Here is a 16,651-nt window from a genome sequence, read left to right as displayed (position 1 = left end):
CATCCCCATGAGCCACAACTTCGCACCCGGCGTAGCAGCCCAGCCCGCGCCCGCAGCGCCCGACGCCGCGCGGGAGGCCGCCGCGGCGTCCGACGAGACGACCGGCCAGACGCCCATGCACGGGCCGGCGACCTCCGGCACCCTCGATGCCCCCGAGAAGGCGGAGACGCGCCACGGCCATGCCGGCTTCTGGACGCTCCTCGTCGGCTCCGTCGGCGTCGTCTACGGGGATATCGGCACCAGCCCGCTCTACGCCTTCCGCGAGGCGCTGGTCCCCGCCCGCACCGACGGCATCCTGCTGCCCGAGGAGGTGATCGGCACCGTCTCGCTGATCCTCTGGGCGCTGTTCATGATCGTGACCGTGAAATACGTCGCGATCCTGCTGCGCATGGACAACAACGGCGAGGGCGGCATCCTCTCGCTGATGGCGCTCGCCCGGAAGGCGCTGGGCGGCTCGCGCATCGTGTTCATGCTGGGATTGATGGGCGCCTCGCTGTTCTACGGCGACGCGGTGATCACCCCGGCGATCTCGGTGCTCTCGGCGGTGGAGGGCCTGAAGCTCGTCACCCCCGCCCTCGACGATTACGTGCTGCCGATCACCGTGGTGATCATCGTGGCGCTGTTCCTCGTGCAGAACCGCGGCACCGGCAAGGTCGCGGCCTTCTTCGGGCCGGTGACCATCGTGTGGTTCCTCGCCATGGCGCTGGCGGCACTGCCGCATATCGGCCTGCACCCGGAGGTGTTCCGCGCCGTCAATCCCTGGCACGCCGTGAACTACCTGCTCGGCCATGGCACCGGGGCGCTGGTGGCCTTGGGCGCGGTGTTCCTGGCGGTGACCGGGGCCGAGGCGCTGTTTGCCGATCTCGGCCATTTCGGCCGCAAGCCGATCCAGCTGGCCTGGATCGGCCTCGTCTTCCCGGCGCTCGCCCTCAACTATCTCGGGCAGGCGGCCCTGGTGCTGGAGAAGCCCGACACCGCCGACCCGTTCTTCCAGCTGGTGCCGGCCTGGGGCCTGCTGCCGATGGTGATCCTCGCCACGATCGCCACCGTGGTGGCGAGCCAGGCGGTGATCACCGGCGCCTTCTCGTTGTCCCGGCAGGCGATCCAGCTCGGCCTGCTGCCGCGACTGGAGATCCGCCATACCTCCGAGTCGCATGCCGGGCAGATCTATCTGCCGCAGATCAACGGGCTGCTGATGGTGGGTGTCGTCCTGCTGGCGGTGCTGTTCAAGACCTCCTCGTCGCTGGCCTCGGCCTACGGCATCGCGGTGACCGGCACGATGCTGCTCACCGCCTCGCTGACCTTCCTGGTGATGTGGCGCATGTGGAAATGGTCGCCGGTGGCGGCGGCCGCCGTGATGCTGCCCTTCATCGTCCTGGAGTTCCTGTTCCTGCTGTCAAACCTGATCAAGGTGGTGGAAGGGGGCTACGTGCCGCTGCTGCTCGCCGGCGGCCTCATCATCCTGATGTGGACCTGGGTGCGGGGCGTCACGATCCTGTTCAACAAGACCCGCAAGACCGACGTGCCGCTCGTGGAACTGGTCGGCATGCTGGAGAAGAGCCCGCCCCACCACGTGCGCGGCACCGCGGTGTTCCTGACGAGCGATCCCGAGATCGCCCCGGCCGCGCTCCTGCACAACCTCAAGCACAACAAGGTGCTGCACGAGAAGAACGTGATCCTCACCGTCGAGACGGTGGACACGCCCCGCTCCAACGAGGCCGACAAGGTGCGGATCGAGCCGGTGGGCCCGCATTTCTACCGGGTCGTGATGAAGTTCGGCTACATGGAGACGCCGAACATCCCGAAGACGCTGGTGCTGCTGCGCCGCCAGGGCTTCAAGTTCGACATCATGGCGACGTCGTTCTTCCTGTCGCGCCGCTCGATCCGGCCGGCGGCGCATTCGGGCATGCCGCTCTGGCAGGACCGGATCTTCATCACCCTCGCCAAGAACGCGAACGACGCCACGGACTTCTTCCAGATCCCCACTGGGCGGGTCGTGGAGGTCGGCACGCAGGTCACGGTGTGAGGACCACGCCGCCATGGTCATCGGCACGCGCATCCTGACGATCCGCGGGCCGGTGGCGGACATTCCCGGCGCGGTCCGGCTCGAGCGCCGGAAGACACGGACGGGCACGGGATCTGCCGCTTCACGATCGGCCGGCCCGAAGAGCCGTGCGAGAATTTCGGGGCCGGCGTCGATGCGCTGCGGGCCGTCCACTTAGCGATGCAGAGGACCGGCATCGACCTCAAGGTCAGCGTGGCCCACGAGACCGGCACCCGGGTGGGGGCAAAGCCCGGGCATGGGCCGGCTCTCCTATTCCGTAGAACGGCCACGCGCGTCCGATCGGCGCGGACAAGGTCTCGAGGAGCGGGGGCACTGGGCTCCCTGTGCGAGCGGAGCGAAGCCACCCGGCACGCCACGCGCACCGGGTGCGCGCGGTCGTGGATCACGTCGTGCCCCGCGTGAGGCATGCTGCCTGTGATCGCACGCCCTGACGATGTGCGCCGCCGCACGCGGCATGTCCTGAGCGCAACCACTCGCGGATGACCGGCCCCGTCCCTGCGTTGCGCCCGGCCCGAGGCCTGATTTAGAATACTTATTATTCTGAGCTTGAGCGTTAGCCCGGCGGCCCGGCCGCATCGGTGAACGTTAGCTGGCAAATCCGGCCTTGGCCTCCGGCCCGGCTCAGACCCGACTGATCGCCGCTCCGGCGCCGCCAGACAGGACGCAACGATGATCAAACTCACCGTGAACGGGGCTGCGCGCAGCTTCGACGGCGACCCCGACATGCCGCTGCTGTGGTACCTGCGGGACGAACTCGGGCTCACCGGCACGAAGTTCGGCTGCGGCGTCTCGCTCTGCGGGGCCTGCACCATCCATCTCGGCGGGACGGCGACCCGTGCCTGCATCACCCCGGTCTCGGCCGCCGCCGGCCAGGAAGTCGTCACCATCGAGGGGCTGTCGCCGGACGGCAACCACCCCGTGCAGGTGGCGTGGCGCGAGCAGAACGTCGCCCAGTGCGGCTTCTGCCAGTGCGGCCAGATCATGCAGGCCGCCGCGCTCCTGAAGGACACGCCGAAGCCGTCCGATCAGGACATCGACGACACGATGAGCGGCAACATCTGCCGCTGCGGCACCTACCCGCGCATCCGCGCCGCGATCCATCAGGCTGCCGGCCAGCCGGCGCCCGCCACCAAGGGAGAGCGCCTGTGATCCACGACGCGAAGATGAGCGCCCAGCTCGCCGCCGGCACCAAGCCGGCCCTCGACAATGTCAGCCGCCGCGGGATCCTCGGCGGCGCCGGCGCTCTCGTTCTGGCCCTCTCGCTGCGCCCGGCGCGAGCCGACGAGACCCAGACCGCCGAGCAGAAGGCCCAAAAATTCGGCGCCGACGGCATGCCGCACGGCTGGCGCGACGATCCGAAGATCTTCGTCGCCATCGCGCCGGACGGCACCGTCACGGTGACCAACCACCGCTCCGACATGGGCCAGGGCATCCGGACCTCGGTGGCCTTCACGGTCGCCGACGAGCTGGAGGCCGACTGGTCGAAGGTGAAGGTGGTCCAGGCCTGGGGTGACGAGACCCGCTTCGGCAACCAGGACACCGACGGCTCGCGCTCGACCCGCCACTTCTTCCAGCACTTCCGCCACGCCGGCGCCGCCGCGCGGCTGATGCTGATCCAGGCCGCGGCCAAGCAATGGGGCGTGCCGGCCTCCGAGGTGACGGCGGTCAACCACACCCTGACCCACGCCAAGTCGGGCCGCACCCTCGGCTACGGGGCCGTGGCCCAGGCCGCCGCCGAGCTGCCGGTGCCCACCGACGTCAAGCTGAAGGACCCCAAGGACTTCCGCTACATCGGCACCGGCAAGGTCGGGCTGATCGACAATTTCGACATCACCACCGGCAAGGCCGTCTACGGCCTCGACACCAAGCTCGACGGGATGCTCTACGCGGTCGTCGCGCGCCCGGCCGTCTATGGCGGCACGGTGAAGTCCTTCGACGACAGCGAGGCCAAGAAGGTCCCGGGCGTCGTGAAGATCTTCAAGATCGACGGCGGCACGATCCCGTCCGAGTTCATGCCGCTCGGCGGCGTCGCCGTGGTGGCCAAGAACACCTGGGCGGCCCTGAAGGCCCGGGACGCCCTCAAGATCACCTGGGACGACGGCCCGAACGCCGGCTACGACACCGACGCGTTCCGCAAGGAGCTGGAGGCCGCGGCCCGCAAGCCCGGCAAGGTCGTGCGCACGCAGGGCGACGTCGACGGCGCCCTCGCCAAGGCCAAGACCAGGGTCGAGGCCGAGTACTTCGTGCCCCACCTCGCCCAGGCGCCGATGGAGCCCCCGGCCGCGGTGGCCCGCGTGAAGGACGGGTTCTGCGAGGCCTGGGCCTGCACGCAGGGTCCGCAGGCGGCCAACGACCGCCTGATGAAGGCGCTCAAGCTGCCCGACGACAAGGTCAAGGTGAACGTGACGCTGCTCGGCGGCGGGTTCGGGCGCAAGTCGAAGCCCGACTACGTGGTCGAGGCGGCGCTCTGCTCGCAGGCCGTGGGCGGCGCCCCGGTGAAGCTCGCCTGGACCCGCGAGGACGACCTGCACCACGGCTTCTACCACACGATCTCGGTGGAGCATCTGGAGGCCGGCCTCGACGACAAGGGCATGCCGGTGGCGTGGCTGCACCGCTCGGTGGCGCCGACGATCGGCTCGATCTTCGCGCCCGATCCGAAGCACGAGCTGCCGTTCGAGCTCGGGATGGGGCTGGTCAACACGCCGCTGAACATCCCGAACATGCGGCTGGAGAACCCCGAGGCTGCCGCCCATGTCCGCATCGGCTGGTTCCGCTCGGTGTCGAACATCCCGCACGCCTTCGCGATCCAGTCCTTCGTGTCGGAGCTGGCGCACGCCGCCGGCCGCGAGCCGAAGGAGTACCTGCTCGACCTCATCGGACCCGATCGCAAGATCAGCCCGACCGAGATCGGCGACGTCTGGAACTACGGCGAGGACCCGAAGCGCTACCCGATCGAGACCGGCCGCCTGCGCGGCGTGATCGAGGCGGCCGCCAAGGGCGCGGGCTGGGGGCGGCAGATGCCCAAGGGCACCGGCCTCGGCATCGCCGGCCACTACAGCTTCGTCACCTACACGGCGGTGGCGGCCGAGGTGGAGGTCGACGACAAGGGCCAGGTGAAGGTGAAGGCGATCGACATCGCGGTCGATTGCGGGCCGCAGGTGAATCCGGAGCGCATCCGCTCGCAGATGGAGGGCGCCGTGGTCATGGGGATGGGGCTCGCCCTGACCTCCGAGATCACCTTCAAGCAGGGCCGGGCGGTGCAGAACAACTTCGACGGCTACGAGGTCCTCCGGATCGACGCCGCCCCGAAGGTGGTCCGCGTGCACCTCGTGCCGACCGGCAATTGGGACGGGCCGCTCGGCGGCGTCGGCGAGCCCGGCGTGCCGCCGGTGGCGCCGGCGATCGCCAACGCGATCTTCGCGGCCACGGGCCGCCGGGTCCGGCAATTGCCGATCCGCGATCAGCTGAGCGCCTGAACCGTCACCCGTCGCGAGACGTTGGGGCCGCAGGGGGAACCTGCGGCCCCATTCTTTTGGAAAGTACCCGACCCGATGATGCGTCCCGCCCTGACGGCCTGCCTGACCCTGATCCTGACGGCAGCCCCGGCCCTCGCCTCGCCCTGCGGCGACCGGATCGACAGCGTTTCCAAGCGGGTTCAGTCCGAGATGAGGCAGTCGATCTCCGCCTCGACCAGCGGCCAGGGCAATGCCGCCAAGCGCGGCGGCGAGGGGGTCACCGGCACGGAGGGTCAGCGGGCGAAGGAATCCCCCGAGGCGCCGCCGGAGAAGTCGGCCCAGGCCGGCCAGGGGGCGGATGCCGCCCAGCAGGCGCAGGTCGCCCTCGAGGAGGCGCGCACGGCCGACTCGAAGGGTGACGCCAAGGGCTGCGAGGCGGCCCTGTCCCGCGTCGAGCAGCAGTTGAAGAAGACACCCTGAGGCACTTCATAAAACGGGCTGACGGGTTCGATGCGCGAGGCTGGCCGCTCCCGCATCGATCCAATCCACCTCTCTCATCCTGAGGCCCGCTGCGCGGTCACCTGAGGATGAGGGGAAGGGTTCGACGTGAGCCCTGGCTGGCTTTGCCGCCTCACCGGCCCAGCGCGCTGATCTCGATCACGAACTTCCGCCGCAACGCCCGCGAGAAATCGCCGTAGCCGGCGGCCGCCAGCAGGAACGCCCCCGGGCCGCCGATGACGTGGGCGCGGTACCATTGCTCCAGGCTCGTGCGTTCCTGCGGCAGCGGGGTCGGGAGCAGGCCGTAGCCCGGCGCCCGATAGGCCCCGGCCCCGACGACGTCGTTCTCGCCGGGCACCAGGATCGGCAGGCCGTTGACCGTCGCGCCGGTGGCGAGCAGCGCCGCATGCGCCTCCGCGAGGCTGTCGGCGTCGGTGCAATTGTCGATCCCGTCGCCGGAGACGTCGACCACCACGCGCTCGGCCGGGATCGGGAGCGTCGGGAGCACGGCGTCGGCCACCGTGCGGAACATCTGGCCGAGGCAGGTGAACTCGCCGGCCTGCCGGGGCGTGGCCCGGACGAGTGCGGCGGTCGCCGCAGCATCGACGCGGTTGGCGATCCGCCGCCAGCCGACCGCGAGGTTCGCCCGGTCCGCCCAGGTCACCATCGCGAACAGGATCCCGCCCGGATTGCCGGTGATCGCGCCGATCACCGACGGATCCTCCAAGGCCTCCGCGATGCCCTCCATCTGGAGCCGGAAGCGGGATTCGTCGACGGATTGCGACACGTCCACCGAGACGACCAGCGCGGTGGCGACGCTCTCGGGTGCGGCCTTGGCGGGCGCCAGCCCGAGGAGCAGGAGGCCGGCGCCCCGCAGCGCGCCGCGGCGGATCCATCCCGAACCCGTCCGCATCATCGGCCTCGGCGCTCCCGGAAGGCGCGGCCCTGCGGCCGTCGCGCATCCGTTAGGCCACGTTTCGACGGGACGCGAAACCGGCCTTTCGGGGGGGCCGCCGCGCGGCCCCGCCCGTCGGACCGACGCGCTGCGGGCAGGCCCGGATGCGCGTCGGCAGGGTGTCGTGCGGGCGCGAAGCCCGGCCCCGGTGAGGAGGATTCGCTCCGGCGGCGGTAGCCCGCTCATCTCGGAGGTGGCCCGTCCTCCGGCCCCATCCCTGGGCCGGCCGCGGGGTCGTCGAGGACGGCCTCGGCCGCCCCGGAAGGTGCTTAGGCCGCCGCCGCCGCGGCGAGGGCGTGCCGGTTGCCGTTCAGGCCGGCGCAGAGATCGTCGATCTCGGCGAGGTCCAGCGCCTCGCCGGCCCGGCCGGCGATGGTGTCGATCAGGTGATCCTGGCGGGGATCGAACGGATGACCCTGCATCCGGTAGAACTGGTAATAGCGCAGCGCCGCCAGGACGGTGTCACGCTCGCGGTCGGTTACGGTGAAGTGCTGCATGGGTAGTTGCTTCCCCTTGTGGCTTCAACGAACGCCCGGGTAGGCCGCGACGCCGATCCCGAGCTTGACTGTTGTAACCCGTGGGCAACTGCCCGACCAGTTCTTGATAGCTCGCGCCGATGTGATTCGCGTCATTTAGGATTTTGATCCTGGCCGGAGCCGAGCGATCATGGATCGAAAAATCCTTTTCTCACAACATCTTGGCAAACCGGGTCGCGAATGCCGCGCGGTCGGACCCGGCCGTCGCCCGTCCCGAGTCCCCGCATGGACCCTCATGGACTCTCACGGACCCTCATGGACCCGCGCCGCCGCCCCCGCGCCCGCCTAGAGGCCGAGTTCGGCCAGATAGCGCGGCAGTTCGGCGCTCGCCGGCCCGTACCGGGCCTCGTCGAAGGCGTCGGCGTTGTCGGACGGCTCCAGGTTGACCTCGCAGGTCGGGATGCCGAGCGCCCGGGCCTGCCGGACGTAGCCCGCCGCCGGGTAGACCGCCCCCGACGTGCCCACGGCCACGAACAGGTCCGCCCCGGCGAGCGCAGCCTCGATCGCGTCGAGGTGCATCGGCATCTCGCCGAACCAGACCACGTCCGGCCGCATCCGGCCCGATGCGCCGCAGGCGGGGCAGTGATCGGCCCGGCTCAGGTCGGCGCGCCACGGCGTGACCGCACCGCAGGCGCAGCAGCGCGCCTTGAGCAATTCGCCGTGCATGTGGGTGACTGCCTGCGAGCCGGCCCGCTCGTGCAGGTCGTCGACGTTCTGCGTGCACAGGAACAGCCGCCCGCCCCGCGCGGCGAGCCGCGCCTCGGCCTGCGCCAGAGCGACATGCGCGGCGTTCGGCTCGGCCGCGACCGCGCCGCGGCGGCGATGGTCGTAAAAGTCGAGCACCGTGTCGGGGTCGGCCGCGTAGGCCTCCGGGGTGGCGAGCCGCATCGGGTCGAACCGCGCCCAGATCCCGCCGCGGTCCCGGAACGTGCCGAGCCCGCTCTCGGCCGAGACGCCGGCCCCGGTCAGCACGAAGATCGTCCTGGGATGGTCCGTCATGCGGTGCTCCTGCTCGCCTGAGATTGGCCGGATATGTCCGCTGGCTGGCAGCGCGGTTTCTTTCGCCCAGGGTCAAGCCGAGGAATCCTGCGGCTCGCTTCACCGAGCGGGAGACACGAAATGTCCGATGTTGCGCTGCTGGTCATCGATGTCCAGGAATCCTTCCGGCACAGGCCCTTCTGGAACGACGCCGATGTCCCGCCCTTCACCGAGCGCCTGCAGACGCTCATCGACGGTGCCGCGGCGCGCCGGATTCCGATCCTGCAGATCTTCCACCTCGCCGAGAGCGGCCCCTTCGCCGCCGCCTCCGGCCATGTCCGCACCCTGGAGCCGATCGTGATCGCGCCGACGGCGATCTTCCACAAGCGCCGGCACAGCGCCCTGGTCGATAGCGGCCTGCCCGGCTGGCTGACGCAGCACGGCATACGGCGCCTGATCGTGTCCGGCATCCGCACCGAGCAATGCTGCGAGACCACCACCCGCCACGCCTCCGACAGCGGCTGGCAGGTGGATTACGTCACCGAGGCGACGCTGACCTTCGCGATGACCCATCCCTCCGGACGCCGGTTCACGGCGGACGACATCAAGGCCCGCACCGAGCTGGTGCTGATGGACCGCTTCGCCCGCATCGCCACGGTGGAGCAGGCGCTCGCCGGTCGGGACTTGCCGGTCGCGGCATGAGCGGGACGGCGCGGCGCATCCCGGTCCTCGTGGTCTTGCCGCCGCGCACCCTGCTGCTCGACCTCGCGGGACCGGTCGAGGTCCTGCGCATCGCCGGGGCGGCTCAGGAGCGGGTCGCGTTCTCGGTGCGCTACGTGGCGCCGCAGGCGCGCACCCGCTGCTCGATCGGTCTGGATCTCGGCGGCACCGAGCCGCTGCCGGAGGCGATCGCGCCGGGCACCGTGGTGCTCGTGCCGGGCGCGTCGGCCCGGGTGCTCGGCGGCGAGGCCGATCCGGACGAGGGCGCCGCCGAAGTGCGGATCGTCGACTGGCTGCGCGGCGCGGTCCGGCCGGGCCACACCGTGGTGACGGTCTGCGACGGTACGCTGCTGGCGGCCCGGGCCGGCCTGTTCGACGGCTATGCCTGCACCACCCATCACGCGAGCTGCGCCCGGCTCGCCGCCCTGGCGCCGCAGGCGCGGGTGCTGGAGAACAGGCTGTTCGTGCAGGACCGGGACCGGTTCAGCAGCGCCGGCGTGACCGCGGGCGTGGACCTGATGCTCCATCTCGTCGCCGAATGGGCCGGCCCGGCCGCGGCGCTGGCGGCGGCCCGGACCCTGGTGGTCTACATGCGGCGCGGCCCCGACGACCCGCAGCTCTCACCCTGGCTCGAAGGCCGCAGCCACCTGCACCCGGTGGTGCACCGCGCCCAGGACGCGATCGCCGCCGAACCCGCCCGCGCCTGGTCCCCCGAGATCCTCGGCCGCCTCGCCGGGGCGAGCCCGCGCAACCTCGCCCGGCTGTTCCGGGTCCATGCCAGGATGACGGTGACCGACGCGGTCAACCGCGCCCGGATCGCGCTGGCCCGGGACCTGATCGCCCAGACCGACCTTGCCCTGGAGCAGGTCGCCGACCGCGCGGGCTTCGGCTCGGCCCGCCACATGCGGCGGGTCTGGCGTCAGTTCCACGACGCCGCGCCCTCGAATCTCCGAACCCAAATCTTGGTTTCGAAAGGTCCGTGACCTTTCGCGGGTCCAGGGCGGAGCCCTGGGGCCTCAGGGGCACCGCCCCCGAACCCCTGCCAAAGGGGTGAGCCCTTTGGGATCCCCCGACCACGCTCTGGACCCCGCCGGATGGCTGTGCCCTCCTCGCATCGTCCGAATCGGCGCGGACGATGCATCCGCCCGTCCCGACAGGCGCCCGCGGGCGCGGAGGAGAGCGCATCATGCCCGAATTCGACCTGGCGATCCGCGGCGGGACCGTGGTCACGGCGAGCGACACGGTGCGGGCGGATGTCGGCGTGCGCGGCGGCCGGATCGTGGCTGTGGCCGAGGGCATCGCCGACGCCGCCCGGGTGATCGACGCCTCCGGCCTGCTGGTCCTGCCCGGCGGCATCGACAGCCATGTCCACATCGCCCAGGATTCGGGCCCCGGCATCGTCATGGCCGACGACTTCGCCAGCGCCACCCGGGCGGCGGCGGCCGGCGGCAACACCTGCGTGATGCCCTTCGCGCTCCAGCCCCGGGGCGCCTCCCTGCGCGGGGCGGTCGACGCCTACCGGGCCAGGGCCGAGGGCCAGTGCCACGTCGACGTGGCGATCCACATGATCATCTCGGACCCGACCGAGGCGGTGCTCGGCCAGGAGCTGCCGGCCTTGGTCGCCGACGGCTACACCTCGTTCAAGGTCTTCATGACCTACGACGACCTCGTGCTGAACGACCGCCAGCTCCTCGACGTGTTCCACGTCGCGCGGCGGCAGGGCGCCCGGGTCATGGTCCACGCGGAGGGCTACGACGCAATCCGCTACCTCAGCGAGCGTCTGGAGCGGGCGGGCGAGACGAGGCCCTACGGCCACGCCCTGTCGCGCCCCGAGATCGTCGAGCGGGAGGCGGCCCACCGGGCCATCAGCCACGCCGAGCTGATCGACCTGCCCATCGTGATCGTCCACGTCTCGGGCCGCGAGGCCACCGAGCAGATCGCCTGGGCTCAGGGACGGGGCCTGAAGATCCGGGCCGAGACCTGCCCGCAATACCTGACCCTGACGGCCGAAGACATGAAGGGGCTCGGCCAGGACGATCCGATGGCGGGGTCGAAATACGTCTGCTCGCCGCCGACGCGGGATGTCGAGAGCCAGGAGGCGGTGTGGTCAGGGATCCGGCGCGGGATCTTCGACGTGGTCTCGTCCGACCATTGCCCGTTCCGCTACGACGACCCGCAGGGCAAGCTGAACCCGCGGGGTAAGACCTCCTTCCGCTGGATCCCGAACGGCATCCCCGGCATCGAGACGCGGCTGCCGGTGTTCTTCTCCGAGGGCGTCTCGAAGGGGCGCATCAGCCTCAACCAGTTCGCCGCGCTCACCGCCACGAACCACGCGAAGCTCTACGGGCTGTACCCGCGCAAGGGCTCGATCGCCCCGGGCTTCGACGCCGACCTGACCCTCTGGGACCCGAACCGGCGCGAGACCATCCGCCAGGAGATCCTCCACCACGGCTCCGACTACACGCCGTGGGAAGGGTTCGAGGTCACCGGCTGGCCGGTGATGACCATCGCGGGCGGGCAGGTCATCGCCGAGGATGGCCGGGTCCTGTCCGAGCCGGGCCGCGGGCGGGTGCTGGACCGGGCGGTCGATCCGGCCGAGCGGCGGGAGGCGTAGCCTTGGCCCGCCGCTTGCTCTCCGGTGTCGGATGGCGGGCGACACAGGGGGAATCGATGTTGCGGACGCGGCGTCGACCGGATCGAGCGCGGGTCCCCTCTCCCGTGCGGGAGAGGGACAGGGTGAGGGGCGTGCGGCTTCCGGATAGGGCGCGCATGGCAAGGGTGTGCCCCGTCCTGAACGTTCTCGTCCCTCACCCCTACCCTCTCCCGCACGGGAGAGGGGGCGTGTCGCGGCCTTCAAGAGTGATCGTGCCACTCTTGTATCTTGCACATCGCCGGAAGCAGGCGAGCCTCACATGAATGTCGAGCTGATCGGCCTGACCAAGCGCTACGGCGCGGCGACCGCGGTCGATGCCATCGACCTGAAGGTGCCGTCCGGGGCCTATTGCTGCCTGCTCGGCCCCTCCGGCTGCGGCAAGACCACGACGCTCCGGATGATCGGCGGCCACGAGCACGCCAGCGCGGGCGACGTGGTGATCGGCCCGAAGGCAGTGGGCGACGCGGCGCCGTCCGAGCGCGGCACCGCCATGATGTTCCAGAGCTACGCCCTGTTCCCGCATCTCGATGCGCGGGACAACGTCGCCTTCAGCCTGCGGATGCGCGGAAGCGGCAAGGTGGAGCGCCGGGCCAAGGCCATGGCGATGCTCGACCTCGTGCAGATGGGCCACCTCGCCGGGCGCCTGCCGGCCCAGCTCTCCGGCGGCCAGCAGCAGCGCGTCGCGCTCGCCCGCGCCCTCGTCACCGGCCCGAAGGTGCTGCTCCTCGACGAGCCGCTCTCGGCGCTCGACCCGTTCCTGCGGGTCCGGATGCGGGTCGAGTTGAAGCGGATCCAGACCGAGCTGGGCCTCACCTTCATCCACGTCACCCACAGCCAGGAGGAGGCGATGGCGCTCTCCGACCTCGTGGTGGTGATGAATGCCGGGCGGATCGAGCAGGCTGCCGACCCGCGCACCGTGTTCGAGCGGCCGGCGACCGCCTTCGTGGCCCGGTTCATCGGCGGCCACAACGTGATCCGCCTGCCCGACGGGCTCATCGCCGTGCGGGCGGACCGGATGCGCCTCGGCGCCGAGGCCGGCCCCGCCGCGCGGCCGGCCCGGGTGGTGGCTGTCGAGTACCAGGGCACCAGCGTCCATGTCGGCCTCGACGCAGAGGGGCTGGAGCGCGCGCCTGAGAGCCCCGCCGCCCTCACGGCGATCCTCAGCGACGCGGATTTCGCGGCCCGCCCGCTGCGCCCGGGCGACACGATTCCGGTCGGCTGGGACGCGGCCGCCGCCCACCGCCTCGACGCGTAACCGGTACGGAGACGACGATGGATGCTTTCTCGAAGCCGAGCCGGCGCACGCTCCTGAAGGGGGCCGCCGCGCTGGCCGCGACGCCTGTCACCGGCTTCCCGGCGGTGCACGCCGCCGAGCCGGTGACCCTGCGCTACCTCGGCACCGCGGTGAACCAGTCCGCCGACATCGCCAGGAAGGTGAAGGAGGATCTGGGCCTCACCATCGAGTACATACCGGTGGTGACCGACGAGGTGACCAAGCGCGTCGTCACCCAGCCGAATTCCTTCGACCTGGTCGACACCGAGTATTTCAGCCTCAAGAAGATCCTGCCCTCCGGCAACCTCCAGGGCATGGACGCCAAACGGATCAAACTGGCCGACAAGATCTCGTCGATCTTCACCAAGGGCGAGGTGGGGGGCCGGAAGATCGGCGACCAGGGCACGGCCCCCCGGAAGGTCTTCTATCTGGAGGGCCAGGATTCGAAAAAATTTGCCGGCGAACAGACCGAGTGGATCTCGCTGATCCCCACCGTCTACAACGCCGACACGCTGGGCATCCGGCCAGACCTGATCAAGATCCCGGTGACGAGCTGGAAGGAGCTCCTCAACCCGGCCTTCAAGGGCAAGGCCTCGATCCTCAACATCCCGTCCATCGGCATCATGGACGCCGCGATGGTGGTGGAGGCGACCGGCGACTACACCTACGGCGACAAAGGCAACATGACGCGCCCTGAGATCGACCGCACCATCAAGGTGCTGATCGAGGCTAAGCGCGCCGGCCAGTTCCGCGCCTTCTGGCAGGATTTCAACGAATCCGTGAACCTGATGGCCTCGGGCGAGACGGTGATCCAGTCGATGTGGTCGCCCGCCGTCACGAAGGTGCGCGCGCAGGGGGTGCCCTGCACCTATCAGCCGCTGAAGGAGGGCTACCGGGCCTGGGCCTCGGGCTTCGGCATCCCCAAGACCCTGAGCGGCAAGAAGCTCGATGCCGCCTACGATTTCATCAACTGGTTCCTGTCCGGCTGGGCCGGGGCCTACCTGAACCGGCAGGGCTACTACTCGGCGGTGCTGGAGACCGCACAGGCGAACATGCAGCCCTACGAATGGGCCTTCTGGATGGAGGGCAAGCCCGCCGAGAAGGACATCCTCGGTCCCGACGGCACCCTGATCGAGAAGGCCGGCGCCACCCGCGACGGCGGCTCCTTCGACGCGCGGATGGGCGCGGTCGCCTGCTGGAACGCCGTGATGGACGAGAACACCTACATGGTGCGCAAGTGGAACGAGTTCATCGCGGCGTGAGGGCGGTGGGCGCCCCCTCCCCGTCCTTCTCCCTCCGCGGGCCCTCGGAGACGCCCGTCCTGCGCGGCCACGCGGCTGCCGGATGGAACGCGCGCCCCCTCTCCCGCACGGGAGAGGGGGCGCGGTGCGCCTCGCGGGAGCCGATGTGTGAACATCGGAGCCCGCAGAGGGGGAGGGAAGCGGCGGCGCGCGTGGGGTGAATCCGATGACCGATCTCGCCCTGCCCGCCGCCGAGACCGCCGCGCGGACCGCAGCGCCCACCGTTGCGGGCCGCCCGCGCCGCCGCACCCTCGCCTATCTCCAGGCCGCGCCGCTGGCCCTCGTCTTCCTCGTCTTCCTGGTGGTGCCGCTGGTGCTCACCGGGATCGTCTCGCTGTGGGAGTACAACGAGTACGAGATCATCCCGGCGCTGACCCTGCAGAACTACGCCGACGTCTTCGACGGCTGCCTGTCCGCCGACCTCTGCACCACGCTGCGCACCTATCTCTCGACGGTGAAGTTCGTCGCGCTGACGCTGGCGATCACCCTGCCGCTGGGCTTCGCCATCGCCTACTTCCTGGCCTTCTATATCCGCTCCGGCACGGTGCGGATGGGGCTGTTCCTGCTCTGCACGATCCCGTTCTGGACCTCGAACGTGATCCGCATGATCTCGTGGATCCCGCTGCTCGGCCGCAACGGCCTCGTCAACGACACGCTCCGTGCCCTCGGGCTGATCCGCGCGCCGATCGAGGGCCTGCTCTACTCCGACTTCGCGGTGGTCCTGGCCTTCGTGCACCTCGACACGGTGTTCATGATCGTGCCGATCTTCAACAGTCTCGCGCGGATCGACCGGCGCCTGATCGAGGCGGCGCGGGATTGCGGCGCGTCCGGCGCACAGATCCTCTGGACCGTGATCCTGCCGCTGGCCAAGCCCGGCATCGCCATCGGGACGATCTTCGTGACGACCCTGGTGATGGGCGACTTCGTCACCGTCGGCGTCATGGGCGGCCAGCAGATCGCCAGCGTCGGCAAGGTGATCCAGGTGCAGATGGCCTACCTGCAATTCCCGGCGGCCGCGGCCAACGCCATGGTGCTCTTGGCTGCCGTGCTGCTGATGATCCTGGGACTCACCCGGATGATCGACCTCCGGCGGGAGCTGTAGCGATGGACCGGCCCCGCGGCCTCGCCTTCTATCTCCTGGCCGGCGTCTTCGCCCTCTACGTCCTGTTCCTCTACGGGCCGACGCTGACCATCCTGGCCCTGAGCTTCCAGGGGCCCTCCGGCGGCCTGACCTTCCCGATGAACGGCGTGTCGACCCATTGGTTCGCCAAGCTCTGGGAGGGCGTCGGCGTGGTCGACATCTGGGCGGCTCTGCGGCGCTCCCTGGCGCTCGGCCTCGTGGTGATGGCACTCACCGTGACGATCGCCTTCTATGCCGGCATCGCCTTCCGGAAGGGGTTTCGGGGGGCCGGCCTCGTCTTCGCCCTGGCGGTGTCGAGCCTGATCGTGCCCTCGATCGTGGTCTCGCTGGGCATCGGGCTGGAGTTCCGGCTCCTCGACGATGCGATCAAGGCGCTCGCCGCCGCCACCGGCTGGGGGTTCCTGGAGGATCACGGCACGCTGATGGGCCTCTACACCTCGGCGCTGGGGGCGCACCTGACCTGGACGCTGCCCTTCGGCCTGCTGATCATGTTCGCGGTCTTCAACCGGTTCGACCCGGCCTACGAGGAGGCCGCCCGCGACCTCGGCGCCAGCGGTCCGCAGACGCTGCGCCACGTGGTGGTGCCGATCCTCGCGCCCGCGCTCGTCGGCGTTGCGCTGTTCGGCTTCACCCTGTCGTTCGACGAACTCGCCCGCACCAGCCAGGCGATCGGCGGCCGCAACACCCTGCCGCTGGAATTACAGGGCCTGACCACCACGGTGACGACGCCGGAGATCTATGCGCTGGGCACGATGACCACCGCCGTCTCGGCCCTGGTGATCGGGACGGCGCTCGGCCTCACCCTGTGGCTGCAGAAGCGCCGGGCGCGGCGGGCCATGGCGGGGTTGCGGTAGGGCGCTTACCCGCTCACCCTGGAGGCCGTCGAGTCGACGAGGTTCGCGGGTGTGGCCAGCTGGTTCCGTTGCGATCGCGATCCTCGCTTACGGCCGCGGCAATACGGTTCTGATCGAGATCGAGACGCCTGCCGGACGGCTGGAGGCTGTCGGCGAACTGGAGCAGATCGGCCGAACCTTGTATTTTCGTCGCGCCCACATCCAGGGGCTGCACAAGGGTGC

14 protein-coding genes and 1 pseudogene are annotated in these 16,651 nt (G+C 70.3%); 12 read left to right on the top strand and 3 right to left on the bottom strand.

Features of this window, described 5'->3' with window-relative positions; translation table 11 throughout:
- The first annotated feature begins 7 nt into the window (after positions 1 to 7).
- The 5 genes and pseudogenes from ABIC70_RS22205 (at position 8) to ABIC70_RS22190 (ending at position 6,000) form a co-directional block, all read left to right on the top strand.
- Complete coding sequence (locus tag ABIC70_RS22205) at positions 8 to 2,026, top strand: potassium transporter Kup (RefSeq protein WP_043356352.1); 2,019 nt, start codon at positions 8 to 10, stop codon at positions 2,024 to 2,026.
- 96 nt (positions 2,027 to 2,122) lie between these two features.
- Positions 2,123 to 2,467: pseudogene (locus tag ABIC70_RS28405) on the top strand (DUF6968 family protein); the annotation flags it as partial.
- A gap of 267 nt (positions 2,468 to 2,734) precedes the next feature.
- Positions 2,735 to 3,214 (top strand): (2Fe-2S)-binding protein, encoded by a 480-nt coding sequence (locus ABIC70_RS22200; protein WP_354441165.1) that lies wholly within the window; start codon positions 2,735 to 2,737, stop codon positions 3,212 to 3,214.
- Entirely contained in the window at positions 3,211 to 5,541 is a 2,331-nt protein-coding gene (locus ABIC70_RS22195; protein ID WP_043385197.1) for a xanthine dehydrogenase family protein molybdopterin-binding subunit, read from the top strand. Before ABIC70_RS22200 ends, ABIC70_RS22195 begins: the two co-directional genes overlap by 4 nt.
- 75 nt (positions 5,542 to 5,616) lie before the next feature.
- Positions 5,617 to 6,000 (top strand): hypothetical protein, encoded by a 384-nt coding sequence (locus ABIC70_RS22190; RefSeq protein ID WP_043352202.1) that lies wholly within the window; start codon positions 5,617 to 5,619, stop codon positions 5,998 to 6,000.
- 151 nt (positions 6,001 to 6,151) lie between these two features.
- On the opposite strand, the gene ABIC70_RS22185 is transcribed toward ABIC70_RS22190, so the two are convergent.
- The 3 genes from ABIC70_RS22185 to ABIC70_RS22175 form a co-directional block, all read right to left on the bottom strand.
- Entirely contained in the window at positions 6,152 to 6,931 is a 780-nt protein-coding gene (locus ABIC70_RS22185; protein ID WP_354441231.1) for a DUF1194 domain-containing protein, read from the bottom strand.
- A gap of 311 nt (positions 6,932 to 7,242) precedes the next feature.
- On the bottom strand, positions 7,243 to 7,470 hold the full coding sequence (locus ABIC70_RS22180) for a hypothetical protein (protein ID WP_043352204.1): 228 nt from the start codon (positions 7,468 to 7,470) through the stop codon (positions 7,243 to 7,245).
- Between the two features lie 324 nt (positions 7,471 to 7,794).
- Positions 7,795 to 8,508 carry an SIR2 family NAD-dependent protein deacylase gene (locus tag ABIC70_RS22175; protein ID WP_182593200.1) on the bottom strand — a complete coding sequence of 238 codons (714 nt, stop codon included), beginning with the start codon at positions 8,506 to 8,508 and terminating at the stop codon, positions 7,795 to 7,797.
- A gap of 120 nt (positions 8,509 to 8,628) precedes the next feature.
- On the opposite strand from ABIC70_RS22175, the gene ABIC70_RS22170 reads away from it, so the two are divergent.
- From ABIC70_RS22170 to ABIC70_RS22140, 7 genes are all read left to right on the top strand, one after another.
- Positions 8,629 to 9,189, top strand: coding sequence for an isochorismatase family protein (locus ABIC70_RS22170; protein WP_182593201.1), 561 nt, complete (start codon positions 8,629 to 8,631; stop codon positions 9,187 to 9,189).
- Positions 9,186 to 10,190 (top strand): GlxA family transcriptional regulator, encoded by a 1,005-nt coding sequence (locus ABIC70_RS22165; RefSeq protein WP_354441162.1) that lies wholly within the window; start codon positions 9,186 to 9,188, stop codon positions 10,188 to 10,190. Before ABIC70_RS22170 ends, ABIC70_RS22165 begins: the two co-directional genes overlap by 4 nt.
- 203 nt (positions 10,191 to 10,393) lie before the next feature.
- Positions 10,394 to 11,821 (top strand): dihydropyrimidinase, encoded by a 1,428-nt coding sequence (gene hydA / locus ABIC70_RS22160; protein ID WP_043385186.1) that lies wholly within the window; start codon positions 10,394 to 10,396, stop codon positions 11,819 to 11,821.
- Positions 11,822 to 12,119: 298 nt separating this feature from the next.
- Positions 12,120 to 13,115, top strand: coding sequence for an ABC transporter ATP-binding protein (locus ABIC70_RS22155; protein ID WP_354441160.1), 996 nt, complete (start codon positions 12,120 to 12,122; stop codon positions 13,113 to 13,115).
- A gap of 17 nt (positions 13,116 to 13,132) precedes the next feature.
- Positions 13,133 to 14,395: an ABC transporter substrate-binding protein gene (locus ABIC70_RS22150; protein ID WP_043386400.1), complete on the top strand. Its 1,263-nt coding sequence runs from the start codon at positions 13,133 to 13,135 to the stop codon at positions 14,393 to 14,395.
- Positions 14,396 to 14,600: 205 nt separating this feature from the next.
- Positions 14,601 to 15,536, top strand: coding sequence for an ABC transporter permease (locus tag ABIC70_RS22145; protein WP_182593205.1), 936 nt, complete (start codon positions 14,601 to 14,603; stop codon positions 15,534 to 15,536).
- A 2-nt stretch (positions 15,537 to 15,538) separates the two neighbouring features.
- Positions 15,539 to 16,429, top strand: a complete 891-nt coding sequence (locus ABIC70_RS22140) for an ABC transporter permease (RefSeq protein WP_182593206.1) — start codon at positions 15,539 to 15,541, stop codon at positions 16,427 to 16,429.
- Positions 16,430 to 16,651: the final 222 nt, after the last annotated feature.

The sequence above is a fragment of the Methylobacterium sp. 1973 genome, from assembly GCF_040545035.1.
GTDB lineage: Bacteria > Pseudomonadota > Alphaproteobacteria > Rhizobiales > Beijerinckiaceae > Methylobacterium > Methylobacterium fujisawaense.
Note: the sequence above shows the minus strand (reverse complement) of the source record. Positions and strands in the feature narration are given on the sequence as shown.

Bases quoted from the DNA above. Each gene is read 5' to 3' on its own strand.
- ABIC70_RS22205 (WP_043356352.1), top strand. From the start codon at position 8: ATGAGCCACAACTTCGCACCCGGCGTAGCAGCCCAGCCCGCGCCCGCA.
- ABIC70_RS22200 (WP_354441165.1), top strand. From the start codon at position 2,735: ATGATCAAACTCACCGTGAACGGGGCTGCGCGCAGCTTCGACGGCGAC.
- ABIC70_RS22190 (WP_043352202.1), top strand. From the start codon at position 5,617: ATGATGCGTCCCGCCCTGACGGCCTGCCTGACCCTGATCCTGACGGCA.
- ABIC70_RS22185 (WP_354441231.1), bottom strand. From the start codon at position 6,931: ATGCGGACGGGTTCGGGATGGATCCGCCGCGGCGCGCTGCGGGGCGCC.
- ABIC70_RS22180 (WP_043352204.1), bottom strand. From the start codon at position 7,470: ATGCAGCACTTCACCGTAACCGACCGCGAGCGTGACACCGTCCTGGCG.
- ABIC70_RS22175 (WP_182593200.1), bottom strand. From the start codon at position 8,508: ATGACGGACCATCCCAGGACGATCTTCGTGCTGACCGGGGCCGGCGTC.
- ABIC70_RS22170 (WP_182593201.1), top strand. From the start codon at position 8,629: ATGTCCGATGTTGCGCTGCTGGTCATCGATGTCCAGGAATCCTTCCGG.
- ABIC70_RS22165 (WP_354441162.1), top strand. From the start codon at position 9,186: ATGAGCGGGACGGCGCGGCGCATCCCGGTCCTCGTGGTCTTGCCGCCG.
- hydA (WP_043385186.1), top strand. From the start codon at position 10,394: ATGCCCGAATTCGACCTGGCGATCCGCGGCGGGACCGTGGTCACGGCG.
- ABIC70_RS22155 (WP_354441160.1), top strand. From the start codon at position 12,120: ATGAATGTCGAGCTGATCGGCCTGACCAAGCGCTACGGCGCGGCGACC.
- ABIC70_RS22150 (WP_043386400.1), top strand. From the start codon at position 13,133: ATGGATGCTTTCTCGAAGCCGAGCCGGCGCACGCTCCTGAAGGGGGCC.
- ABIC70_RS22145 (WP_182593205.1), top strand. From the start codon at position 14,601: ATGACCGATCTCGCCCTGCCCGCCGCCGAGACCGCCGCGCGGACCGCA.
- ABIC70_RS22140 (WP_182593206.1), top strand. From the start codon at position 15,539: ATGGACCGGCCCCGCGGCCTCGCCTTCTATCTCCTGGCCGGCGTCTTC.